Origin of the sequence: Lacihabitans sp. CS3-21, from assembly GCF_024343675.1 — a bacterium.
In the GTDB taxonomy this organism is placed as follows: Bacteria; Bacteroidota; Bacteroidia; order Cytophagales; family Spirosomataceae; genus Leadbetterella.
This window is the reverse complement of the sequence record NZ_RJUD01000004.1, coordinates 149,719-174,455: the sequence shown is the minus strand read 5'-3', so window position 1 is coordinate 174,455 and position 24,737 is coordinate 149,719. Positions and strand designations below refer to the sequence as shown.

Below are 24,737 nucleotides of genomic sequence, written 5' to 3'. Positions count from 1 at the left end.
TATGAAGAAAGTTTTATTTCTGTTTTTGTTGTCTATCAAAGGTTTTGCTCAAGAAGAACCTAAGGATGTAATATATAAGGGTTTTTATAATATTTCATTTTATGTTAAAAGCCCTTTAGGGCAATTTAAAAAGGCGATTTCATCTGATTTTTCTAAATTGAATAGCTCAGGGATATCTTTTTCGTACTTAGTAAATCCAAGAAAAAAAGCTGGCGAGTTGAGTTCGATTCTTTTGGGAGGAGAATTTGGAATTTCTGGTAACAAACAAAATTCATTTTTCTTGCCACCCGCACAAGGTGATTTTTTCATGAATCATCGGCAAGTTTGGACGCTTTTAAAATTTAGATATTTGCCAAATTTAGCTATAAGAAAAGTAGTGCCGTATTTGGATGGAGGATTAGGTCCTAAGTTATATTTTTCTAGAATGATGGAAAATGCTGGTCAAGATGAAGTTTATAAAGTTTATGGATTTTCGGCTACCACATTAAGTTATAATCTCGAAATGGGGAGCAGTATAAAAATTTCTGGTCAGAAGAGACCATTTACTTATGTAGATTTTGGACTTGGTTACACACAATCTAATTCTGTCAAAATTATTGACAGAGATCGAGTTGGGTTTACCGCTGATTATGAGGTAATTGATGCTAAAAAGTCGGTAAAACCTCAAAGTGTCTATTTCAAAGTGGGTATCACGAGTTACCTGTGAGGTCATTAATTACACCCCCATCACAGTAAAGCGTTCTTCTCGGAAATCTTTCTATTAAATCAAGTTCGTGGGTTGCCATTAATACAGCAGTTTCCGAAACTTCATTTATTTTAAAGAACAATTTTAGAATTTCAATTGATTTTTCTGGATCCAAATTTCCAGTGGGTTCGTCCGCAAATAGTATCTCGGGATGATTTAGCAAAGCTCTACCAATTGCAATTCTCTGTTGTTCACCTCCAGAAAGCTGGTGAGGCATTTTTTTTAAAACATCGGGCAAGCCAACCAATTCTAGGACTTCAACTATCCTATCGTCAATCTTTTTTATATCTACCCATCCCATAGCCTCCATAAAAAACCTCAAATTTTGAAGTATATTTCTATCTGGCAATAATTGAAAATCTTGAAAAATGATTCCGATTTTCCTTCTTAAAAACGGGATTTCCTTATATTTAATATTTTCTAGCTTAAATCCAGCTACTGTACAACTTCCCTTTTCAAGCCAGAGATCGGCATATAGCGTTTTTAGTAAGGAACTTTTTCCGCTACCTGTTTTACCGATTAAGTAAACAAACTCACCTTTGTTTATAGTGAAATTTACGTCAGAAAGAATAAGATTCTCTTTCTGATAAATGTATGCATTAGAAAGTGAAATTACAGCTTCGCTCATGGTAGATAAAAAAAGGCGGAAAAAATTTTCCGCCTAAATTAAATATTATTTGTTAACCTTGGCGTGATCCGAAAGGAATTTTGCAAGGCCACTATCTGTCAAAGGGTGATTCAAGAGGGCTAGAATGGCCGAAAGTGGTCCAGTCATAACGTCAGCTCCGATTTTTGCACAACCTAAAATATGCATTGGGTGTCTTACAGAGGCAGCCAATATTTGCGTTTCATATCCATAGTTGTCGTAAATCGTTCTAATTTCTTCAATTAACCCAAGACCATCTGTGCTAATATCATCTAATCTGCCCACAAAAGGTGAAACATAGGTAGCACCTGCTTTGGCTGCCAAAAGTGCTTGACCAGCCGAAAATACCAAAGTGCAGTTTGTTCTTATACCTCTTTCTGAAAAATATTTGATGGCTTTAATACCATCTTTTATCATGGGTATTTTGACCACAATCTGATCGTCAATCTTTACCAATTCTTCACCTTCGCGAATCATGCCTTCGTAGTCAGTAGAGATCACTTCAGCACTAACATCGCCGTCTACGATTTCGCAGATTGCTTTATAGTGTTTTCTGACATTTTCTTCACCGCCAATTCCTTCTTTCGCCATAAGCGAAGGGTTGGTCGTAACGCCATCTAAAATACCTAAATCCTGAGCCTCTTTGATTTCTGAAAGGCTTGCGGTGTCAATAAAAAACTTCATGATATAATATTTGATTGAAAAACTAAGGAAGAGTCAAAAAAAAATGGCAAATTCACCGCTACAACCGCCTACCCTTGCTACCTTCCGGTCCTGGGGGATTCAGCAGGAGCTGGTAATTTGCCGTCACAAAAGTACGAAGTTTCTTCGGTTTGACAAACGCTCAGCCAATTATTTAGATATTTTTTTAATCCTGATTACAATCAGTTTCTTTTTTTTGCTTTGTTGGATTAAATGTAATTACTTCGACCTTTTAACAAAACCTTTATGAAATTCATATATTATTTTTTAATGTTGGTGTTCGTTTATTTCACAGCTGTGCAATATAATGACCCTGATCCTTGGCTTTGGATACCCACATATTTGTTCCCGATTTATCTTTTGTTTCAAAAATCAAAAGGAAAACTCTCTGGAAATACTTTGCTTTTGGTGGGAATTCCTTACTTGTTTTGGGCGGTTAATCAGTTTCCACCTGAGTGGGAAGGCGTTATGCTCAATACTTTGGGCATGAAAACTATCAATATTGAGCTGGGCCGTGAATCTTTGGGCCTCGGATTTACGGCTTTGGTCTTGATTTTAGTTTCTTTTTCTAAGAAATAGAAATTAAACATTCTTTCAATTATTAAAATCTAATTTTGTTTTTCAGAGGTTTAAATATCTGAAAAACTTAAATCAGGTTGTGCTTGTTTGTATATCAATTACACGTTTTTTTTCGCTCAAACAATTCTATTCTTTCAAAAGATATAATGGCCGATATTAAATTTGACTACAAAGACATTATCTCTAGATTGCCTGGCGAGCCGGGTATTTATAAATATTTCGATGAGGAAGGGACTATAATATATGTAGGCAAGGCCAAAAGTCTGAAAAATCGTATCAGTAGTTATTTCTATAATTTTGAAAGGGTAGATAGAAAAACTAGAAGGTTGATTTTGAACATCCATAGGCTGGAATATACAGTAGTTCCAACTGAATGGGACGCTCTTTTGCTCGAAAATACCCTTATAAAAGAACATCAACCAAAATATAATATTCTATTAAGAGACGATAAAACGTATCCTTATGTCTGTATAACGAATGAACGTTTTCCTAGAGTTATTACAACCAGGAGAATAGAAGATAAAGGCCGTGGGAAATTATATGGTCCTTATGTAAACGCCAAAGCAATGTATGCATTGTTGGATATGTTCACGAGTTTGTTTACAATCCGTACCTGCAAATACAACCTCAGTGAAGAAAATGTTTGGGCAAAGAAATTTAAAATTTGTCTTGAATATCACATTGGCAATTGTAAAGGACCTTGTGAAAACCTTCAATCCGAAGCTGATTATTTAAAAGAAATAGATCAGATTCATCAAATACTAAAAGGTAATCTTTCGCCAGCAAAGAAGTATTTTCAGGAGAAAATGAGCGAATCTGCAGCGAAAATGGCATTTGAAGACGCTCATCAATATAAGTTGAAACTTGAGTTTTTAGAGAATTATCAATCAAAAGCCACCGTTGTTACACCAACTATTCAGGATGCCGACGTTTTTACGATACAATCTGATGAGTCGGCGGGTTATGTGAATTATTTGAAGGTAGTTAATGGCACCATTATCCGTACCCAAACACTGGAAGTCAAAAAACGTTTGGATGAAACCGATGAAGAGATTTTGGGAATTGTGATTTTTGATTTAAGACATACATACGAAAGCGAAGCTAAGGAAATCATTAGCAATATCAACCCTGATATTGATTTTAAAGCCAATATCATTATTCCACAAATAGGAGATAAGAAGAAATTAATTGAGATGTCGCTCAGGAATATCATGTATTTTAGACATGATAAAGCTGAAAGAGATGCTGCAGCAGCTAGCGGAACTACCAATAAAAGAGACAGGGTTTTAATAAAGTTAAAGCAAGATTTGCAGCTCAAAAATCTGCCAAGGCATATTGAGTGTTTTGATAACTCTAACATTCAAGGTACAAATCCGGTCTCTGCTATGGTATGTTTCATGAATGGGCAACCTTCGACCAGAGATTACAGGCATTACATTCCTAAGACAGTCGTTGGTCCTGACGACTTTGCTACCATGAACGAGGTAGTGGGTAGAAGATACGCAAGATTGTTGGAAGAAAAAGCCGATTTGCCCGATTTAATCATCATCGACGGTGGCAAAGGCCAACTCTCTGCGGCTTGTGATGCTCTAAAGTCGTTGGGCATATATGGGCAAATTCCAATTATAGGCATCGCCAAACGACTTGAAGAAATTTATTTTCCTGAAGATACACTTCCCATTTATATTGATAAGAAATCAGAATCTTTAAAACTCATCCAAAGATGTAGAGACGAGGCACACCGATTTGGCATTACACATCACAGAAATCGTCGGAGTAAAAACTTCCTTATCAGTAGTTTAGAGTCGGCTCCAGGCATTGGCAAAAATACAGCTACTAAGATATTGAATCATTTTAAGTCGATTCCAAACATTAAAAATGCTCCAGACGAGGAATTGATAACGCTATTGGGTAAAGACAAAGCCCGAAGAATAAAGGAGTTTTTGGAAAAGGAAAGTTGATTTAATAGGTATTATTCAGTTTTTATAATGATGGTGCCGGCCCCACCACGGGCTCCCATCATGGCACCGTTGCCATATTTTACCAGCCCAATTTCGGTAATTCTGTTGGTTTCTATAAACTCTAACACGGACATTACCTCCCTTCGGCCTGAAAAGATTCGGTTATTGAAAAGTAAAGCAGGCGTATTGTCTTGATTTGCATTTTGCCCAAGGTTGGTGTTGGAACCAGTAAGTGAAATGCTGTAATCTCCGGTTTCCATATTTTGCGTTACCCTTAGGCCTGGTATTCTTTTCAATAATGTAAAAATGTCCATTCCTTTTTCAAGTTCACTTGGTTTGAATGCGAAATCGGGCTTTACAAAATCGTTCTTATCAGACTCTTTTGTTTCAAATACAGATTTTTCATAGGCTATAGTTTGGTTGCTATTGATAACAGAGCTGTTAAAATTTAATGTATCGTTGGTATGGTTAGTTTCAAAAACCAATTGTATTAGAGGTTCAACAGTGTCATTCGGTGATTCAGAAGGTACAATGTAATTTTCAGGTAGGGCAGAAGCCAGTCCCTCGTTGCCCCATTGATAATAAAAAGTAATACCGTTAGGTCCCGAAATAAATCCATTGTCGGTGAATACTGCAAACTGATTTGGAAGATCAATTTTAGAAAACATATAGTTGTAGTCGATGAAAGGATTTCGGAAATAATTAAGTACGTTTTTGTTAAAGACCAACAAGGGTAACTCAGAATACAAAATATGTCTTTTTGATAATGAATCAAACCTATAAATGGTAGAATCTGCAACCTTTACAAGTTTACCTTCTTCTACTTGTTGTTTTACAGTAGTTCTACCTAAAAAAACATCCACCATACTTATTATCTTGAAGACTTCTAACTTGGCATCGACCAAGTTTCTTTTGGCTAAACTGTGCAGAAATAAATTCGGTGTGGCTTCAAAAGCCTTTTTTCTGTTATTCAACTGAGCGTTTCTCTTATTTTCCTCAGTTGACAAATTATCTTCGTAGAATTTAGATGCTGCATAGTTTGTTTTTACACCGTCGGAACTAAATGAATGAAGATCGATGTGAATTTTATAACCCAAGGCTTTATTAATAACCACGAAGGTTTTGGAAGAATTGGCGAAAACTGTTTTTTTGCGATAATCTAAACTTAGGTGGATATTTTCTTTATTTTCAAAAGAGCACTGTCGAGCAAATTGATTTTCACCTAAAAGCCCATTTCTGAAAACCTGCCATTTTCGACTCCAATATCTGTCTTGTTTGGCTTTAATAACTACCTCATTTAATGAATTATTTGCAAGTTTTACGATCAAGAATTTTGGAACTGTATATCTCGTGAATTTTTGTTTTTGTATGGTAAATCCTACCATAGAAACTACTAATTCAAAATCAATTTTATTGCTCGGAATATTGAGCGTAAAACTTCCTAAGGAGTCAGTTTGAGTAAAAATAGAACTAGAATTGATGTAAACTGTTACAAATTCTAGCGGTATATTGTCTTCGTCTACAACTTTTCCTGAAATTTTGAAGGTGTTGGATTGGGCAATAGTCCAATAAGATGCGAAAATGAATATCGAAGAAAATAAGTATTTAACCAGAGGTTTCATTGTTTAGATTTTGTAAAAAATACTTTATTTTACTTTGAAAACATAAACAGTCAAGCCCAGCATCAAAGTTATCAGAATTCCAAAAAAGGCATTTTTGATAATTTCAGGCTTAAATTGTTTATCTAAAATCTTGCCTTCGGTGTCTAAAGAGAATTGGTAAAACCCTTTTTGACCATAAATATTGCCATCTTTTAGAAAACCAACATTGTCATATTTTGGTTCTACGCAAACTTTCCCAGTTGCGTTGATAAATCCATAATTCTGATCTTTCATAGCTATATAATACTCTCCAGCGTACAAATCAGTAATTTGGTCAAAAATAAAATCAGACCTTACAACACCAAGGCTATCTACAACACCCCATTTTTCGTTTCTTTTTAATTTGTAAAGACCAAAACCTAAACTGAGAATATCATCACCTTTTCCAATTTTTTGAGCCTTATATAAAGTGTCAAGTCTGTACCAATCTGAATTATTTTTTAAAAGCACATAATTTCTGTTTTTGTCAGAGCGATATTGGCTATAGGAATTTGGAATAGTTTCCAGCCCTGTAAACATATCTATGAAGCCAAATTTGCCATTCTTCTCCACCATTATGTTTCCATTAAGCATTGCGTAGTTGAAAGAATCGTACAGAGGAGCAACCAAGTTTTCACAATTCGAAGTCCAAAAGCCAACTTTTTTGCCCAAAGTTTTATAGGCTCTTATCATGCCTGTGTAATCCTCACTAAATGGTTGAATGTATAGATATTTCTTAGGAACTAAAACCTCGCCATTTTTGTCAATGAAGTTTTTTGCCCCATTTTTGAAAGTTACACCTGCAACATGACCCTTGAATTGTTCACCTTCTTTGAAAATTTTATTAAACTTTTGTTTGCCTACTTTGTCCACGAAATACAATTGATCATCCCAAACACCAACCAAACAAACGCCGTTTTTGAAGCTGCCTCTAATAAATCTATATTTAGGTGATATTACTTCTTCTCCTTTTTCATTGATGAATCCATGTGTGTTGCTAAGGTGTACTACAAAATCATATCTTCCAGTAAAATAACAGCTATGGCAAAAGTCATGAGGACCAAAGGTTACCTCTGCCATTCCTTCTGAAAAATCTCCAATGTCAGTGTAGGTTTTTTTTGCAAGAAATCTACCATTTTTGTCTACTAGCCAGGCGTTTTGAGTTTCGTCACCATTTTTGAGAATTATTTTTTTCTTTACCACATAAAGGTTTTCATTTTGTTTCCACACAAAATCGAATTGTTTGAAGAAACCATCATTTCGGTCTTTCTTCTTTCCATAATTGGTGGCTGTGTAACCTATTTTCCAGCCAAGGTTAGCCTCCTCCTCAGATGGAAGTTTTGCCAAACTGACGATAGGGGAAATTAAAAACAAAATGGAGAGTAATTTTAGTGCTTTCATTAGTAAACGGATTTTGGTTGAATCACATTTTTTTAGATTACAATAAAATTATATATAAAATTTTAATAACCACAAATTTGACTAAAGAATATCAATTAAGCGATAAATCGTAGTTGAGTACTTCCCTTGTATAAGAAATGAAAAGTTTGACCATTTCAGTGCCAGTTTTTTTTGAACTTTAAACCCCGAATTTTATTCGGAACTATTCAAGTTTTACAGCTTTTTGGTCTTCTTTATATTTTGGAAAATATAAAATGGAGATATTCAAACTCACGCTATCAAATGCCCACAAAATTGAGCAGTATTGTCTAATATTTTCCCACCTTTTCTGAAGCCTAGTCCACAAGATTCTCCTACATAAAACACGCCAGCTTGGTAATAATTTCCACTATCGTCCATCGGGAAATCTATAAATTCTTGGTAGATTTTGTTTTGTTCCGCATACTCACCACTCGAAAAAGTAACAGTTTCGTTTCTACCATTAATAATTCTAACGTTTGCTCCTTCTCGGCCAAACATCACTTTTTCGATACAATTTTTACCAGAAATTGGGCTTGATTTTGTTTCTAACAGTAAGGGATGATTCGGAAATAAATCCCATAAAATTTTCAATATCCCTTTTGACTGAAAAAGCAGGGTATAGGCTGGATTGAGCACTATGGCTTTTTCATCCATACAAATATCTGTAATGATTTTGCAGAGTTCAGGCTCGTCCCAAGCTATAAATTCCCATGGAATCAGTTTAAACCAATAATCGAATTTCGTGAAACTTCCATCAGTTAGACTATGCTTAAAAATGCCCTCATTTGGCGAAAAATCGACTTTTTCAATATTTTCAAAGGCTACTTCAAATCCAGCTTCTTTGGCAGCTTCGGCCAAAATTTCCATATTGGTGTCATCTTCCGGAAATCCGGCCATTGTGCTTATCAATAAAGATGGGTGAAATTCTGGATTTTCTTCTCTTAAAGATTCAAAAGCACCCACCAAACTTTCGTATAAAGTGTTGAATTGCAAGGAATCATCAAAACCATTAGCTTTTAAGGAAGCCCACTGAACGATGGCCGTTTCGGGAATGCAAGTGGCTGTGTCTGCATTATATTCTATGAGTTTTATGGGCTTGCCATCGATTCCACCTGCCAAGTCAAACCGTCCATATAAATGCCAGCCTTTATCGTTTTCCCACGAGTATTTTATGAGCGGAACAAGATGGGGTGGAATGCCCAATTCTTCATATAAATCGTTTTTTATGACATGTTCCGCAGCTTTTATGAACATTTCATAGAGTTCATTGCCAGCATTATAATAGTCCTCAGCAGTCTTTTCTGATACAATTACCATGTCATTGGTTACATAGGGGAGGGTATCTTCTCCCAACATCCATTTCCAGCCTTCATCCTTTAAAGTTTGGAGCGGAGAATTTGCTAAAGTTTTTAACCTAATCATCCTCCAAAACCTGATCCTGACCTACTTCTACTACCAAAAAAACCGCTTCTACTGCTATTCGGGCGTGTAACCATTGTTCTTGATTTGGTGATATTTCTGTTTACTTCTGTAGATTTTGTAAAAGTCTCAGGATTAGAATAATATCTACCCATATCAGCAGTGTTTTTTACTCCACCAGTTGATGTAAAACCTCCATTATTATTTTGACGGAAATCAGGACGGTAAAAGCCATAATTGGGGCTCATCGTTCTACCTAGAAAATATCCCATACCACCATAAAGAAGTACGTTTGAAAGGCCATTGTTATGTCCAATGGTGTTTTCGTTTCGGGTGATTTCTTCATCAATCAACTTTTTTGATTGCTCTTTCGTAAGCGTTTCTACTCTACCATCCAAATAGGTTACAATGGCTTTGGAGCTATCCGCAGGTACAGCTATTTCTTCTGTTATTTTAAATTCTCCTTTGGAAGTTTCTTTGATATAGGTTCTTACACCTTGGGTATATACCTCAGTTTGTTCATAGTCACCCTCGGTACTCTCAGATGAAGTGCAACTGTAAAGACCAGAACTTAAAATCAGCATTGTCAATGAGCCGCTTATGGTTATGTCTTTTACTTTTTTTAAAAATGTATTTGTTTTGACAGGTGTCATTTTATGTTTTTTTCTTCAAATATTCAAAAACTATTTTACACTTTCCAATCTATTCGTGAGGAATGAAGCAAAATAATTTACGAATGGACTAATAGTAGGTTGGTTAAATGATTAAATATAAAAATGGCAAAATACTTGATAGTCCACGTATTGAAATATTTTTTTGTACGTATAAAATCTAAATGCAAAAATGGATACTAAAATCACATTAAGCTTTGATCAAAATATTATAGAAAAAGCCAAAGATTTTGCTGCTTCTCAAGGAATGAGTTTGAGTCGGTTAACAGAGTTTTTATATGAAAAAATAACCTCTACACCTAAGTCTTATGCTTCATTAGAGGATATTCCTATTGCTGATTTCATTCGAATGATCGCTGAAGAACAAGTAACTTACAAAACTACTGCTAAAAGCTCAAAGTCTCTGAAGAAAGCGTATTACGAGTCAAGAAAATGAATTTATTTTTAGACGCTAATATACTGGTTTCCGTTTTGAACCACGAAATGCCGACTTTTAGTTATTCTGCATGGGTAATGAGTTTACCTAATTTTCGTTAGAATTTTAAATTATTCACATCTCCAATTTGTTTGGCCGTTGCCTATTATTTTGCAGAGAAAAAATGTGGAAATAAAAAAGCAATCGAAAAAATAAAAATCTTGTCAAACCAAATTCAAATTACTTCAATTGGTCCTGATGAGGTATACGCTGTGAACATCAATAATAAAATAAATGATTACGAGGGTGGTCTTCAATATTATGCCGCATTGAATGCCAAATGTGATATGATTATTACAGAAAATATTGGCGATTTTTTCTTTTCAGAAATCCCTGTTTACACTCCCAAGGATTATATTTTAAATGTTTTGTAAGTAATTTTTCTTGAACTAAGCATAGGTATTGTCTTCCAAAACATTAAAGTTCATTTGTATTTTCCTTTTTTGTCTTCAAACCAATTTGGATTGTTTGATAAACGTACTTCTCTATGTTGCCCAAACTTGCAAAGGGAGCGGGTTTTTTAGATAAAAAGATATTCTCTCCATTATATTTTTTATAACTTAGGAATTATTTTTCAAATACTACTTACTAAATGGAAATTTCTAAATTGTTCATATTCCCCATAAAATCGCTTGGTGGTATTTCTTTACAAAAATCTGAAGTGGAAATGAGAGGTCTCAAACATGACAGAAGATGGATGCTGGTGGATGATAAAGGCTTATTTCTTACACAACGGAATTTGCCAAAACTGGCAGCTTTTTCACTATCTATTAATGATCAGTTTTTAGGTGTTTTAAATAAAATTACTCAAAGTAAAATTAATATACCATTTCAGCCCAAATCTGGAATTAAAATGCTGGTAAAAGTATGGGATGATGAATTAATGGCAGAAATAGTTGGTAAGGATATCAGCGATTGGTTTAGTCAGCAACTTGGACAAGAGGTTAATTTGGTTTACCAATCCGAAGAATCGATTAGAATGATTTATTATAAATATGCAGTGAATGGAGTGGAGCATACCAGTTTTTCTGATGGATATCCGATTTTGATCATCAGTGAAGCCTCACTTGAGGAGCTGAATTCAAAATGTCCTGAGAAAATACCGATGGAAAGATTTCGCCCCAATGTTGTTATTAAAAATTGTGATGCTTTTTTTGAAGATACACTCAGGGAGATAAAAATAGGTGGCACAGTGCTATACGGGGTCAAGCCTTGTGCCAGATGCATAATGACTACAATCAATCAGGAGACTTTCGAAAAATCTAAAGAGCCCATTTTAACCTTATCAAAGTTTAGGAAGTTTGAACATAGGATTTTATTCGGACAAAATGTGGTAGTTCATAAAACCGGAGGCATAGCTGTAGGAGATAAGGTTGTTTAATTTTTTACTGAGTCTAATTTTAGACACCTCTTACAATAAATTTCATAAAAAAAGCAAGCATTTTTATTTAACGGTCAGAATAATTGCGAAATTTTAACTCAAAAAAATAAAAAAGGGGAGAAATGGAAGGCTAAAATTGATATATATCAATTTCGTTGGTTTAAAATATCTTTAAAGATATATAAATTTTAACATTCAGTTTTTTTTCAATCCTTTATTTATGTAGTTAACTAATAGTTAATTGCAAAAGGACTTGAGCGAAAAAGCACTAAAATATCATTTAAGAATCTGAATTTATATTTATTGTTTTGCGAAATATTAAAAAAAATTATTTTGTTTTTTTTTTTGATTTAAAAAAAAGGATTACTTTTGTAATGTTATCAGAGAATAGGATAGCAATCGAATCAGAAATAAAGAAATTTAAGATAAAAGTTGTGTGGATTTAGTAGCGGGAAAGGCTGGAACAATTGTTCCAGTCCTTTTTTTTTGTATCTACGCTAGTATTTTAAATTTTCCACAAATCCATCCATTATTCTTGTACAATGACCTGCCGTGGAATAATCTTACAAAATTTTTAAACAGGGTTTATCGAGAATAATTTTTCTTTGTGAAATAGCTTAGGATGTAAAACGAGATAATTGGAGTAGAAAAAAAAAAGACTCCTAAATTTCTTTAGGAGCCTTCTGTACCCGGAGCCGGAGTCGAACCGGCACGAGTGTAACCTCATTGGTGTTTGAGACCAACGCGTCTACCAATTCCGCCATCCGGGCGTGTCTTCGTGTTGGGAGTGCAAAAGTAGAATATGATTCCCAAGAGTACAAGTTTTTTGTAATTATTTTTCAAAAAAAATGTGAAAAATATTCAGAGAAATCAATCACAAATCGTGTTACTCATACCTTAGAGACTCGATTGGGTCTAATTTGGATGCCTTGTAAGCAGGGTAATATCCTGATAATAAACCTACAACTATACAAACGACAAGACCGAGGGTTATCCAGTTCCATGGTACAACAAAGCTGCCGCCTCCCGTCATAAAATACGAAACAATGTTTCCAGCCGCTATGCCTAAAAACACGCCAGCCAAACCTCCTATGATACATATTACAATGGCTTCTATCAAAAACTGAAGACGAATCTTGTTTGGAGAAGCTCCCAGAGCTTTTCTTATGCCTATCTCTCGGGTTCTTTCAGTTACAGACACCATCATGATATTCATGAGTGCAATAGAAGCTCCTAGAAGTGTTATGATAGAAATTCCAAATCCACCAATACGCAAGTATCCTGTAACTTCATTTAAGTCGTTCAAAAGGGCATCTGATCTTTCTATTTTGAAAGAGTCTTCATTATAAACTTTGTCGCCCCTGACAATTCTCATTACAGAAGTTGCTTCCGCCAAAGTATAATCCAAATCTATGGCATCTGGCACTGAGGTGGTAATTTCATAGGAGAATTTGCCATTCTGGTCAAAGTTTCGGGCAACTTCCAACGGAATGATGGTTACTCTGTCGTCATCACCGCCAGTAATACTTCCTTTTTTTTCTAATACACCACCAATATTAAATTTTTCACCCATCAATGTTATGTTTTTACCAATTGGGCTCGTTTCTGGAAAAAACTTTTGGGCTACTTCAAATCCTATCAAAACCATCTTATTTGAATAGAATCTATCATTTTCGGTTATGTTTCTACCTGATTGAATTTTATAACCCTTTAGATTAAGATAATTTTCGTCAGCACCGATAACTAAAATATTCGGATTCGATTTTTCAGTTTCATACTTTACGGTTTCACCTTGAGAGGCTACCGTGTAAATACTAACGACGGCCCTAGTTTTTTTTGAGAAGTTCTCCTTATAGTCAAGAGCTTGCCTAAAATAAATTGGTTTAGGTTGTTTTTTTACAATTCCCCTTCTTCTTCTTCCATTATTTTGTTCGACTTTTATATCAAAAGTATTCACTCCCAAACCCTCAAAGCTCTTGTTTACAGAGCCTTGCATGCCTTCAATTGCTGTAAGAATCCCTACTAAAGACATTATACCAAACGTTATTATGGCTGCCGTCAAAACTGTTCTCAGTAAATTTGATTTTATTGACCTAAGTCCCTCAGATATATTTTCTCTTAAATTCATTTTCTTTTGGTAAAACTTTTTGGAATTATTTTTTAATAAAACCTTATTTTAAATATACTAAAACAATAATTGTAAGGTATTTTTGTTTTTAATGCAAATTACCATATTCGAAAATAATTAAGCAAGCCAATGAGGAAAGCCATTTTGCCGTTTATCATTTTTTTGACTTTCAGCAGTCGGATTTTTGCAAATCAGGTCTTTATTCCTATGGACGATTCTCAGAAGAATCATTTAAAAGCCTATGGTTTGGCATTTTGGGTTTTAAAAAATTATGAAACTGAAATAGATTGGCTTTTAAATTATAGAGGTGGAAGTTTTATGTTTCCAGTTAGTCAAACATTTATCAATGAATGTGTGGTAAGAGGAATCAGTTATGATGTGATTTCTGAAGCTGAGGCTGCTAATATTATTCGATTGGTAAAAAATCCCGACGTGAACATGGACGCTGTTAAGCTCCAAAAAGCACCGAAAATTGCTGTATATACACCTAAAAGTGCCCAGCCTTGGGATGACGCGGTAACCTTGGCTTTGACCTACGCAGAGATAAGTTTTGATAAAGTCTATGATGATGAAGTTATGAGCGGAAAGTTGCCAGAATACGATTGGCTGCATTTACATCATGAAGATTTTACTGGCCAGTATGGTAAGTTTATAAGAATGAAAAGTGCTTCTTGGTACCAAGAACAAAAGCGTGAGGTCGAAAGTATAGCACAAAAATTTGGCTATTCAAAGGCTTCAGAATTGAAAGGAGCCGTTGCGAAAAAAGTAAGTGAGTTTGTTTTAGGAGGTGGATATATGTTTGCGATGTGTAACGCTACCGATACTTATGAAGTTGCACTGGCGGCTCAAGGAATTGATATTGTGGAATCGGTATATGATGGTGATGGCTCTGATCCTAAGGCAAATTCAAAACTTAATTTTGATAGAACCTTTGCTTTTAAGAATTTTAGTTTAGAACCTGATCCTTACGAAGTGGAATTTTCCGATATTGACAATCAGCCAACAGAGCGTGGTGTAAATGAGTCGAATGATTATTTTACTTTATTTGAATTTTCTGCAAAATATGATCCTGTTCCGACGATGTTAACGCAAAATCATCAGAATCTAATAAAGGGATTTATGGGTCAAACAACCGCATTTAAGAAACAATTTATAAAATCAGAGGTTTTGGTTTTGGCCGAAAATAGGCTTTCAAATGAAGCAAGATATATACACGGGACCGCTGGAAAAGGTTTTTGGACTTATTATGGAGGCCACGACCCAGAGGATTATCAACATATGGTCAATGAAGAACCAACAGATTTGAATTTACATCCAAATTCTGCTGGTTATCGTCTTATTTTAAATAATGTATTGTTTCCTGCCGCTAAGAAAAAGAAATTGAAAACATAGTTTTTCAAATTCTAAAATAGTCAAATATTTGACCGAAATGTTGTTTATTTATGGTCAGCATGTCCCAAATTTTTATCTGGAGCAATGAAGTCTCTGATTAATTGTTTGATAACTTTGGGTTCTGCAAATCCCCCAAAGGTTTTTCTATCATAGACAGCCTTATCACCAATCCAAATTATAAAACTACCCGACGATGGGCTTGGTTTCAAACTCATCAGTTCAATTTCTTCTTCAAAAGTAACCAAAAGTTCTTGAGCAATCCATGCCGCACGCATCATCCAGTTGCATTTTGGACAATACTCGATAGTGATTTGATATTTCATTTTAGTATTTCTAGATAAGAAATAAGATTTTTTAATTCTGCTTCGTTTAAAGCAAATTTAGGCATCAAGGAATCATTTTTTTGTTCAATTTTTAGAACATCCTTTAATTTCAAAATTGTGACATTTGAAGTGCCAGGATATTTTATCATTAAATCAATTTCAGTTTTTGAAGTGATTATGGCTTGCAAAACATCTCCATTTTTCATGGTAATTTCTTGGGTTTCATAACCAAATCCAATGCCTTCACTTGGATTGACAATGGCGTTTAGAAGTCCTTGTTTACTCAATTTATTTCCGATTTGCGACAAAGATGGCCCAAAGTCAATCCCTGAATCTTTGGCTAGATGACAAGATGCACAATATGCCGCAAATACTTCTTTTCCAGCTGATTGGTTACCTTTTCCATTCAATACGTTATCAATGTTGATGGTTTCACCGCCACCCGTTGCTATTATTTTATTGACTTCGTTTCTGATATCTCCATGCCACGTGCGTTTAAGAATGCTCAAGGCCATATCTACAAATTCTACTGGGACTTTCTTTGCCTTAAACTGTTCCCAAAGGATAGCTTCAGACTCCCAGCCGCCCATTTCATTAAGTGCCAAAGTTCTAATTTCCTCAGAATATTTTTTATTGGTGTAAATTTTAATGAGTTCGTTGGCTATCAAGGCATTGTCGACATTTCCATATTTGTCTATTGCTTTCTTTATATTTTTTGGATTATTCAGTTCTAATAAAAGCCCTTTAGATCCATGCATTTTTACACTGGCATTGCCTGCTTCAGCAGAAACTTGGCGATCCACAGAATTCAATGTTAAATGGTGTAATCTCGTAAATTGAGATTTCACATTATATTTGGATACCAAATCGAGAAAGTCTAAATCATTTTTTATTCCAGCCAATAGTTTCGGAAATTCGACCTTGAAATTGGTATTATTTTGAATAGTATTCTGATCCAGAAGTTTAAAAATGGTCACTTTTTCCTCATCACTTTTAGCTGATTTTATAAGTTTGAAAAGGATGTCGTTTTTGTTTGTTCCCTTTTGAAAGTCGAAAGCTCGGTAATATTTCCATTTATTGGCTTCAGACTTTTCATTTTGAATAATCTCAGCCAAATATTCCATCGTTTTGGTTCCTCTACTTCGCCACACCAGTTCTTTTACGTGTGGTTTGCTCAACCACTCTTTTCCCTCTTTTCCTTGAAGCAATTCCAAGGATTTATCCCAATCTTCGTTGGCGGCAATACCAAGGGCCTCTAAGTACCAACGGTCCTCCCCTTTATATTCCGAAGCCAATTTTACCCAAATATCGGAATAATTTTTGTGTCTAATAGCCAATGCGACCTCTCTTTTGACTTGTATAGAGGCATCACTGGCCATTTCTTTTAAAAACTCATAGGGGTTTTTGAAATATTTCCTAGCCATTCTGACCGACAAAACTCTCAAGTCTTCATTTTGACTTTCAGCTGCGTGATTAATCCATAGGCTATTTTGATCTGCTAAAAGCCAATATGCTCTCGCTGCCATTACAGGATTTGAATCATTCACCAATTCTTTAAGTGAATTTTCAGCTTTAGATCCCATATTTTTTAATGACTGATAAGCTAAATACTTAACTGATTGATTTGGATTTTGAAGAGCTTCAGTGGCTCCTTTGGCGTTGGCATAATCATAAACAGGTACTTTATAGTTGACTCCTTTAGGTGCTATTCGATATATTCTTCCTCTCAATGAATCGCCCATGGCATGGCCTCCCACGCCTGGATCGTACCAATCTGACACAAATAAGGAACCATCTGGAGCTACTGTGACATCAGATGGTCGAAACCATTTATCTCTTTTTGAACCATCCAAAATATTCAAGACAGTGGCTGAGAATCCAGCACCATTTTTTACTGCTGGATAAGCTCTCACAATATTAGGCCCAGCATCACAATGTATTATTTGGTTTCGATATTTAGCAGGTAGGAGAGAACCTTCATAGAAAATAATTCCGGTTGGAGAACCAGCATAAGTCTGTAACAAATTGGGTACTACTCCTGGATCATTTAAGTGCCAGTGTTTGCGATATACTGAATCTTCCATATTTGTTCGGCGGACTCTCCAGTCGGCACCAGTCATTTCATCTTTGAAGCCGTAGTTTCCATAGTCCATTACATAGTTTATTCGCGTACTCCTATTTCCATCATCATCATTGTCAGACTGCCACATTTTTCCGTAACTGTCTAAGGCAAGTTCATAGTTGTTTCTAAAATTCCAGGCCAATGGCTCTAGATCTGTTCCATCTTCGTTTGCTCGAAAGACCATGCCTTCTCGATATGGTTTTCCATCTCCCGTAATAACTTTATTTTTATCATCCAAATACGATTTTCCATTTTTCGAAATTAAAGTATTTCCTGAATTGCCAAAATTGAAGTAAAGCTTACCATCGGGTCCAAAAACAAATGCGTGCATACCGTGGTCATGTTGGAGGCCACCAATTCCAGAAAAAAGAATTTCTTTTTTATCAGGTATATCGTCGCCGTTTTCATCTGTAAAAACAAAAACATTGGGACTGCATGATACATAGACTTTATTTCCCAAAATCGCTATACCGAGGGCTGCATTGATATCTTCGCCTTGATAAAATACTTTTGATTTATCGGCTTTGCCATCTTTATCAGTGTCTTCCATAATCAAAATCCTGTCGCCTTTAGGGTTATAAGGATTTCTTGGATTGAGGGCATTCCTGTAATTATAGGCTTCACAAATCCAAACTCTACCTTTGGCGTCAATGTCCATGTTGGTAGGATTGGTCATCATAGGTTCTGATGCAAAAAGACTAATTTCTAATTCAGGATCTTTTAATTCTATACCATCTAAGGCATGTTCAACAGTCCTTTTCTGAGATTCTGTGAGTTTGGCATATGCTTCGGAAGTCAGGGGTTCTCTTTGGTCAGAAAGAAAAGAGCATAGCGAAATCGCCAATAAAATTGAAAGTTTTTTCATCGAGAGTTGAATATTAAATAGATAAGTAAATCTACAAAATCTATATTTAGAATTTGTAAAAGTTTTTTCCTGATAAATATAATTGTTTATGATCTATTCTTTTTACAAAAAGTAGTCTTTTAAGATTATATTCATCATAATTTGGAGAATTTATATCAAAACTATTTACTTGAATCATTCCGGAAGAATGAATGAAGGATTTGTTTCCAGCCCATATAGCCACGTGTGTTACTTTTGAAGTTTGGAGATTTCCAAAGAACAACAAATCACCCTTTGATAGTTTAGTGAATTCAGAATCTATCGAAACAGTTTCGCCCAATAATGCTTGCTGAGAGGCATCTCTTGGTAATAACATTCCTGAGGCTAGAAAAGTCATTCTGGTAAAACCACTACAATCGGCTCCTTTGAAAGATGTACCTCCCCATAAATAAGGAATTCCTAACATCTGATATCCATTATTAACCAAAGACTCAGTATCAGTTTTGCGAGTTTTTAGCCAATCTTCTGAATTCTGTATTTCATTAGCTGGTAAAAATCCAGTTTTTCCATCAGGGAAAATTACTTCTGCAAAACCTTTTTCTATTTTTTGAAGCGTTAATAGATTCCCAAAACTTAAATCTCTAATGGGACGAATTATAGATGAAGTATCCGATAATGCAAATCCAAATGGCTTTGTAAATACTGCTTTTTTTGCAGACTGGTAAATAGCATATTCATTTTCAGAGAATTGGGTCATCGTAGAGCCGTCTATCCATCCAATATAATCATCTGGACATTGGACTCTGTACCAGCCTCTATTTTTTTCGAGTATTCGAAGTGGCATTCCCATCAACATCTGTGAAGCTAACTCAGCAGATTCCTCAGGTTTTGTCCTAAGATTCGCTACCGAAACATGGACAATTCCGTATTTTTTTAAATTATTTTCCTTAGCTGGTAAAAATTGAATAGAATCTATGACATTGCGTTGCAGGCATAGTTCTGAAAGTGCCTTTTTCGCATTTAATGAATTGGTCTTTCCTCGAATTGAATTAAATTGAGCATTGTAGCTTATTTCGAAAATCACAGTCCTTTTATCAGGGGCATAAATTTTCCTGTTTTTTTCAATATCTTCGTCACATTGTGCTGATGTACAATAGCTTAATAATATGAAGGATATTAAAAAAAGTCTTTTCATTTCCAACCCTGGGCTACTATTTTAGTTTTTTCTCCGGAGTTTAACACCAACCAATTTTCTATCTCTTTTGTCACAAAGCCAATAGGTGTAATTTCAGGTATCGATTTTATCTTTTCAAAATCAGATTGCTTGAAAGTAATTAACAGTTCATAGTCTTCTCCACCGCTAATTATACTGGCAATTGGATTCAAATTGAATTCAGTACAAGTTTCCAAAGTGATATTTTCAATCGGGATGTTATCAAAAAATACAGTAAATCCAACTTGAGAATGCTTAGAAAGGTGAAGGATTTCTGAAGCCAAACCATCTGAAATATCGATCATGGAGGTAGGAACTACACCTATTTCGTTTAAATCATGTACAATATCTGTACGACCTTCTGGTTTTAGTTGCCTTCCAACAACATATGTTTTATCATCTATTTTAGGTTGCATTTGTGGATTGCCAAGAAATTCTTGTTTTTCACGCTCCAATACTTGCAAACCCATGTATGCGGCTCCCAAATCACCCGTTACACAAACGATGTCGTTTTCACCAGCTCCTGATCTATAAACAATTTTGTCTTTGTCAACCTCTCCAACTGCAGTCACAGAAATAACTAATCCTGAGCGACTTGAGGCCGTATCACCTCCCACAAGATCTATGTGATAGGCTTCACAAGCGGCATTTACACCCTCATAAAACTCATCAATGGCCTCTAAATCAAAACGATTACTTATGGCAATTGAAACCGTTATCTGCTTTGGTGTGCCATTCATGGCGGCAATATCTGAAACATTAACAGCAACAGCCTTATAACCCAGATGTTTAAGTGGGGTATAGGTTAAGTCAAAATGAACACCTTCGAGCAATAAATCAGTGCTGATAAGTGTAAAAGTGTTGCCATTATCTATTACAGCGGCATCGTCACCAATTCCCAAAGCGGTGTTGGTATTGAAAATAACCGCATTACTTTTTATTCTATCTATAAGTCCAAATTCTCCAAGACTTTCAATTGTTTCTTTTTCCATTTAACAAAATTAAGGTATTAGAAGCTATATACAAAAAAAAGGTGTTTCTTTCGAAACACCTTCAATGACTATATTTAACTAAGATTAATTACTGGTCGTTAAAGTGTAAGTATTCGTGGTATTTCCAGTTTTTGGATAAGGAGTAGTAGCAGTAAGAACCAAGTTTGTGCCTTCATCAGAAAGTGAGGTAATCGTAAAATCTAAATTTCCACCTGTACCGGTTGGTTGTGGAGTAAGCCCTTTAATTGACAATGTTGTGGCCGTTACTGAATATGTACCGGTGTATGTTCCACCATCAATTTCTCTAATAGTGACATTTGGTGGGGTAGAAAGGTCTAATTTATAAGTACTGTAACCAGGTTTCGTATTGGCTGTTCCACCAGTTTTGTATACCTCAGTACCATTTTCTTTAACTGAACTTGCTGTCCATATTTTTGCAATTCTTTCAGAAACTGGAGCAACTTTAGGCTTACAAGAAAATATAACAAAAACACCAAAAGTGATTATAGTTGAAAATAGTAACCTTTTGTTCATAATAAAATTGTTTTCTTTATAAAACGTAAATATATCTTGATTCGTTGTATAAGGCAAAAAAAATGCCACATTTTTCTTTGAAAAACATACCAAAAACAACAATTGTATTACTTTTGAAATTAAATTTTCAGCTTTTGGAATTAAAAGAAATTAAAAAAAGGGCTTTGTCGCTTAGAAATGGGACTGACAAACCAGAAATTTGGGTGGCCTACAAAGGAATGGTGTATGATGTTTCAAATTCGAGACTTTGGAAAAACGGTAAACACTACGAGCATTGGGCTGGGCAAGATTTGACAGCTGAACTTAAGGATGCACCACATACTGAAGCTGTTTTTGATAAGATGAAAATAATTGGTAAACTAATTGACTAATATGAAACTGGTAGATGTATTAATATTTTTTGGAAGCATTGGCTTTTTAGTAATTTGGGTAGACCAATTTATCTACAAAGATGTCCCTTTTTCGGATACTTATTTTTTGTTGATGCTAGGCATAGGTGGAGTTTTATTTGCTCTTTACAGAAGAGGGATACAAAAACTAAAAGACCATCAAGGGAAGAAAAAGTAAGGAATCAATGATCCAACGATAACTATCTCTGAATCGATTTGAATTTGCAACAATCAGAGAGGTAGCTATTGAAATGGTAACTATGATAAACGAAAGCAAATTTGGGTAGTGGAATTGATTTCCAAAAAAGAAAATAACCAAAAATATATTAAGACTCGTCACGTAGTTAATTACTTTTCTTGTATTTTTTTGGCCAATTTTACTGCAAATATTTTCTGTGTTTTGGCCTTCCTCCGATTCAAATAAAGAGAATGAAAAGGCATTTTGAATTACTACACCGAAAAACATGAGAGCTAAAATCCACGAACTAAAACTTATGCTTGAATTTAAAACAAACGGCACACCTACCACCGCTGCTGTATAGATAATTGGCATGAAAAGCTCTTTCAGAAATGGATATTTTGGCGAGATAAAATAAACATAAAAAACTACAACCACTAAAAGTAATATTCCATATATATTGAGTATAAAAGGTTGAAATAGAGCTATTATCGCTGTGATTGACACTGAAGAAATCAATAATATTTGTAGTATAAATTGATGTTCAAAATGGAATTTATGGCGATCTGTAATAATTTCTAAGGATGAGATATTATCTCGAAGTCTATCTAAAATATAAATTGCCCAGCAGGTCAAACCTAGCTGGGCAAGCGATAAAAAGTCTTTAAATGGCTGATTGTTTGGGAGTTTATAGAATGCTATAAAACAAACAAGAGTAGCCAGCACTACATTTAAGCTGGAAAATGAAATATATTGAAAAACCGTTTTGACTTTATTTTGAATCATTTTTTAAACAAAAACAACCCAAAAGTATCAATCATTTTCAATAAAGTTCTTGATAGCCATGTTATATTTCTCAGGCTCCTCTAAAGTTCCGGTATGTCCAGCCCCATCAATAATTATTAGCTGTGAGTTTATTATATTATCTGCTAAGTGTTGCGACTTTTCCACAGGACATGGAACATCTTGACTACCAACCAATATCAAAGTTTTGCATTTGATATTGGGCAAATGATATTCTGTTGACTCTCTTAAAATGACTCCCTCCGTGGCTTTTACAATCAGCGACCGGTTATTTTCTTTGAGCTTCTTTAAAAAAGCATCATATTGGTTTGATCTTGATTTATCTTCCAGAAACTTTTTACCAAACATAATAGCCATTATTGATTTTTCAACAGGCCAATACCCAACAGTTTTCACCATATTATTCAGCATTTTGTATTTAGAAATACTATCCACGGTTTCTGCATCAGTGGTGGTTTCCATCAAAATTAACTTTTTGACCAAGTCGGGTCGTTTGGCTCCTAAAGCTATACCAACATAGCCACCCATAGATAAACCCGCAAAAATGACGGGCTTGCCAACGAGAGTTTCAATTAGCTCAACGGTATCGTCGAACAAACTATCCATATCGTACTTGCCATTTTTAGAGGTGGATTTACCTTGACCTCTGAAATCAAAAGCAAGAATACGGTACTTGGATTTTAGGAAAGCAATTTGATTATGAAAAAGCCAATGACTCCACAATAGGCCGTGAGCAAATACTATGGTTTCTTGACCTTCTCCTTCCAGTATATAATTGCAGGAAGCGTTTTTTAACTCAATAATTGGCATAAAATATTTTAGTTTGAATACATTTCACTTCTTAAAGGTATGGTAAAATTATATTCACCGTTTTGAAGTTTTGTTCTAATTTTTTTGAAAGCTTCTATCGTATAATCTACATCCTCAAAAGAATGCATCGAAGTAGGAATGAGTCTTAGCATCACGACACCTTTGTTTACCACTGGATAAATGACTACTGAACAGAATATCTTCAGGTTTTCCCTTAAGTCTATAACCATATTTCCAACTTCATTTTGAGTAAAATCTTTATTGAAATAAACTGGCGTTACATGGCTATTGGTTGTTTCTAAGTTAAAGCCTTCTGCTTTCAAGCCATTCTGCAGCCTCATAGCAATTTGCCACAATTTTTCTCGAAATTGAGGATTCTCTCTAATTACCTCTAATCTTTTGATACCGCCCAAAACATAGCCCATTGGCAGAGCTTTGGCGTAAATCTGTGATCGAACATTATAACGGAGATATTTGACTACCTCTGCACTAGCTCCAACAAACGCCCCCATTGCAGACATGGCTTTTGTGAAAGTGGCAAAGTACAAATCTACTTCACTTTGGCAATTAAAGTGTTCTGGAGTTCCTCTACCATTGGGACCTAAAACGCCGAAGCCATGTGCGTCATCGACAAGGAGTTTAAAATCAAACCGTTCCTTTAAGGATACTATTTCATCAATTTTGCCAATTTGCCCTGTCATCCCAAAAACACCTTCGGTTATTACTAAAATGCCTCCACCGTTTTGAGCGGAAAGTTTGGTTGCTCTTTTTAGGTTCAATTCAAGACTGGCCATATCGTTGTGGTTGTACCTATAATATGCCCCTCCTTTGGCTTTGTGAAGTCTGATACCATCTATTAAACAAGCATGGCAATCTCCATCAAAAACGATTACATCTCGATGATCCACAACGGCCTCTATCACAGACATAATTCCTTGATAACCAAAATTCATTAGAAAAGCGTCTTCATAGCCAGAGAATTCTGCCAAATCTTTTTCGAATTTTTCATGGTGGTAAGAGTTTGCACTCATCATTCTTGAACCCATCGGATAGCTAAGTCCAAACTGGTCAATTGCGTCGGAGTCTGCCTTCCTAACCGCAGGATGATTTGACAATCCAAGGTAATTATTCAATGACCAATTGAGGATTTTATTTCCATTAAAGGTCATATAGGGGCCTATCTCACCCTCAAGAATTGGATAGCTAAAATAGTGGTGACCAAAATGTGAAATGGCACCCAGCGGACCTGAATCCTTAGAAATTTTGTCAAAGATGGATACTCCCATTGTTTTCTTTTTTTATGGTGAAAAATATGAGAGAGTGAATTGTATTTTTAAAAAAGCACATAGAATACCATCCATTTTTGC

24 protein-coding genes, 1 tRNA gene and 1 other RNA gene are annotated in these 24,737 nt (G+C 35.1%); 9 read left to right on the top strand and 17 right to left on the bottom strand.

Annotated elements, in window-relative coordinates; all coding sequences use genetic code 11:
* Position 1: 1 nt before the first annotated feature.
* Entirely contained in the window at positions 2 to 706 is a 705-nt protein-coding gene (locus tag EGI24_RS04400) for a hypothetical protein (protein ID WP_255047118.1), read from the top strand.
* On the opposite strand, the gene EGI24_RS04395 is transcribed toward EGI24_RS04400, so the two are convergent.
* From EGI24_RS04395 to ffs, 3 genes are all read right to left on the bottom strand, one after another.
* The gene (locus tag EGI24_RS04395; protein WP_255047117.1) at positions 690 to 1,373 is read right to left on the bottom strand and encodes a cell division ATP-binding protein FtsE; all 684 of its coding nucleotides are present in this window, start codon (positions 1,371 to 1,373) and stop codon (positions 690 to 692) included. The genes EGI24_RS04400 and EGI24_RS04395 overlap by 17 nt on opposite strands.
* A 45-nt stretch (positions 1,374 to 1,418) precedes the next feature.
* A complete protein-coding gene (fsa, locus tag EGI24_RS04390; protein WP_255047116.1) occupies positions 1,419 to 2,075 on the bottom strand; it encodes a fructose-6-phosphate aldolase in 657 nt (218 codons plus the stop codon).
* A gap of 39 nt (positions 2,076 to 2,114) precedes the next feature.
* Positions 2,115 to 2,200, bottom strand: an RNA gene (gene ffs / locus EGI24_RS04385) — signal recognition particle sRNA small type.
* A gap of 139 nt (positions 2,201 to 2,339) precedes the next feature.
* On the opposite strand from ffs, the gene EGI24_RS04380 reads away from it, so the two are divergent.
* Together EGI24_RS04380 and uvrC are read left to right on the top strand one after the other, a co-directional pair.
* A complete protein-coding gene (locus EGI24_RS04380; protein ID WP_255047115.1) occupies positions 2,340 to 2,672 on the top strand; it encodes a transmembrane 220 family protein in 333 nt (110 codons plus the stop codon).
* A 146-nt stretch (positions 2,673 to 2,818) separates the two neighbouring features.
* Entirely contained in the window at positions 2,819 to 4,633 is a 1,815-nt protein-coding gene (gene uvrC / locus EGI24_RS04375) for an excinuclease ABC subunit UvrC (protein ID WP_255047114.1), read from the top strand.
* Between the two features lie 11 nt (positions 4,634 to 4,644).
* Here uvrC and EGI24_RS04370 read toward each other — a convergent pair whose 3' ends face one another.
* From EGI24_RS04370 to EGI24_RS04355, 4 genes are all read right to left on the bottom strand, one after another.
* Complete coding sequence (locus tag EGI24_RS04370; RefSeq protein ID WP_255047113.1) at positions 4,645 to 6,255, bottom strand: carboxypeptidase-like regulatory domain-containing protein; 1,611 nt, start codon at positions 6,253 to 6,255, stop codon at positions 4,645 to 4,647.
* Positions 6,256 to 6,279: 24 nt separating this feature from the next.
* A complete protein-coding gene (locus EGI24_RS04365) occupies positions 6,280 to 7,674 on the bottom strand; it encodes a WG repeat-containing protein (protein WP_255047112.1) in 1,395 nt (464 codons plus the stop codon).
* 270 nt (positions 7,675 to 7,944) lie between these two features.
* Positions 7,945 to 9,117: a glutathionylspermidine synthase family protein gene (locus tag EGI24_RS04360; protein ID WP_255047111.1), complete on the bottom strand. Its 1,173-nt coding sequence runs from the start codon at positions 9,115 to 9,117 to the stop codon at positions 7,945 to 7,947.
* Positions 9,114 to 9,767: a hypothetical protein gene (locus tag EGI24_RS04355; RefSeq protein WP_255047110.1), complete on the bottom strand. Its 654-nt coding sequence runs from the start codon at positions 9,765 to 9,767 to the stop codon at positions 9,114 to 9,116. The genes EGI24_RS04360 and EGI24_RS04355 overlap by 4 nt, the downstream gene beginning before the upstream one ends.
* 190 nt (positions 9,768 to 9,957) lie before the next feature.
* Here EGI24_RS04355 and EGI24_RS04350 point away from each other — a divergent pair, with 190 nt between their 5' ends.
* From EGI24_RS04350 to EGI24_RS04340, 3 genes are all read left to right on the top strand, one after another.
* Positions 9,958 to 10,221 carry a DUF6364 family protein gene (locus EGI24_RS04350; RefSeq protein WP_255047109.1) on the top strand — a complete coding sequence of 88 codons (264 nt, stop codon included), beginning with the start codon at positions 9,958 to 9,960 and terminating at the stop codon, positions 10,219 to 10,221.
* Between the two features lie 200 nt (positions 10,222 to 10,421).
* On the top strand, positions 10,422 to 10,634 hold the full coding sequence (locus EGI24_RS04345; RefSeq protein WP_255047108.1) for a hypothetical protein: 213 nt from the start codon (positions 10,422 to 10,424) through the stop codon (positions 10,632 to 10,634).
* 218 nt (positions 10,635 to 10,852) lie between these two features.
* Complete coding sequence (locus EGI24_RS04340; RefSeq protein ID WP_255047107.1) at positions 10,853 to 11,641, top strand: MOSC domain-containing protein; 789 nt, start codon at positions 10,853 to 10,855, stop codon at positions 11,639 to 11,641.
* Positions 11,642 to 12,327: 686 nt separating this feature from the next.
* Here EGI24_RS04340 and EGI24_RS04335 read toward each other — a convergent pair.
* A tRNA-Leu gene (locus EGI24_RS04335) sits at positions 12,328 to 12,411 on the bottom strand.
* A 116-nt stretch (positions 12,412 to 12,527) separates the two neighbouring features.
* Positions 12,528 to 13,769, bottom strand: coding sequence for an ABC transporter permease (locus EGI24_RS04330; protein WP_255047106.1), 1,242 nt, complete (start codon positions 13,767 to 13,769; stop codon positions 12,528 to 12,530).
* Positions 13,770 to 13,898: 129 nt separating this feature from the next.
* On the opposite strand from EGI24_RS04330, the gene EGI24_RS04325 reads away from it, so the two are divergent.
* Positions 13,899 to 15,161 carry an asparagine synthetase B gene (locus EGI24_RS04325; protein ID WP_255047105.1) on the top strand — a complete coding sequence of 421 codons (1,263 nt, stop codon included), beginning with the start codon at positions 13,899 to 13,901 and terminating at the stop codon, positions 15,159 to 15,161.
* A 44-nt stretch (positions 15,162 to 15,205) separates the two neighbouring features.
* Here the strand turns inward: EGI24_RS04325 and EGI24_RS04320 are convergent, their stop codons facing one another.
* From EGI24_RS04320 to EGI24_RS04300, 5 genes are all read right to left on the bottom strand, one after another.
* A complete protein-coding gene (locus EGI24_RS04320; protein ID WP_255047104.1) occupies positions 15,206 to 15,484 on the bottom strand; it encodes a SelT/SelW/SelH family protein in 279 nt (92 codons plus the stop codon).
* Positions 15,481 to 18,471: a PVC-type heme-binding CxxCH protein gene (locus EGI24_RS04315; RefSeq protein ID WP_255047103.1), complete on the bottom strand. Its 2,991-nt coding sequence runs from the start codon at positions 18,469 to 18,471 to the stop codon at positions 15,481 to 15,483. Before EGI24_RS04315 ends, EGI24_RS04320 begins: the two co-directional genes overlap by 4 nt.
* Before the next feature lie 46 nt (positions 18,472 to 18,517).
* The gene (locus EGI24_RS04310) at positions 18,518 to 19,645 is read right to left on the bottom strand and encodes a C40 family peptidase (RefSeq protein WP_255047102.1); all 1,128 of its coding nucleotides are present in this window, start codon (positions 19,643 to 19,645) and stop codon (positions 18,518 to 18,520) included.
* Positions 19,642 to 20,655, bottom strand: coding sequence for a thiamine-phosphate kinase (gene thiL, locus EGI24_RS04305; RefSeq protein WP_255047101.1), 1,014 nt, complete (start codon positions 20,653 to 20,655; stop codon positions 19,642 to 19,644). Before thiL ends, EGI24_RS04310 begins: the two co-directional genes overlap by 4 nt.
* A gap of 84 nt (positions 20,656 to 20,739) precedes the next feature.
* Entirely contained in the window at positions 20,740 to 21,189 is a 450-nt protein-coding gene (locus EGI24_RS04300; RefSeq protein ID WP_255047099.1) for a hypothetical protein, read from the bottom strand.
* A gap of 134 nt (positions 21,190 to 21,323) precedes the next feature.
* Between EGI24_RS04300 and EGI24_RS04295 the strand changes: the two genes are divergently transcribed.
* The gene (locus EGI24_RS04295; protein ID WP_255047188.1) at positions 21,324 to 21,560 is read left to right on the top strand and encodes a cytochrome b5 domain-containing protein; all 237 of its coding nucleotides are present in this window, start codon (positions 21,324 to 21,326) and stop codon (positions 21,558 to 21,560) included.
* Position 21,561: 1 nt separating this feature from the next.
* The gene (locus EGI24_RS04290) at positions 21,562 to 21,756 is read left to right on the top strand and encodes a hypothetical protein (protein ID WP_255047098.1); all 195 of its coding nucleotides are present in this window, start codon (positions 21,562 to 21,564) and stop codon (positions 21,754 to 21,756) included.
* On the opposite strand, the gene EGI24_RS04285 is transcribed toward EGI24_RS04290, so the two are convergent.
* The 3 genes from EGI24_RS04285 to EGI24_RS04275 are packed head-to-tail and all read right to left on the bottom strand — an operon-like array spanning position 21,727 to position 24,656.
* Positions 21,727 to 22,542 (bottom strand): hypothetical protein, encoded by an 816-nt coding sequence (locus EGI24_RS04285; RefSeq protein WP_255047097.1) that lies wholly within the window; start codon positions 22,540 to 22,542, stop codon positions 21,727 to 21,729. The two genes, EGI24_RS04290 and EGI24_RS04285, sit on opposite strands and share 30 nt — an antisense overlap.
* A 27-nt stretch (positions 22,543 to 22,569) precedes the next feature.
* Positions 22,570 to 23,370, bottom strand: a complete 801-nt coding sequence (locus tag EGI24_RS04280) for an alpha/beta fold hydrolase (protein WP_255047096.1) — start codon at positions 23,368 to 23,370, stop codon at positions 22,570 to 22,572.
* Positions 23,371 to 23,378: 8 nt separating this feature from the next.
* A complete protein-coding gene (locus EGI24_RS04275) occupies positions 23,379 to 24,656 on the bottom strand; it encodes a pyridoxal phosphate-dependent aminotransferase family protein (RefSeq protein ID WP_255047095.1) in 1,278 nt (425 codons plus the stop codon).
* Positions 24,657 to 24,737 lie beyond the last annotated feature (81 nt).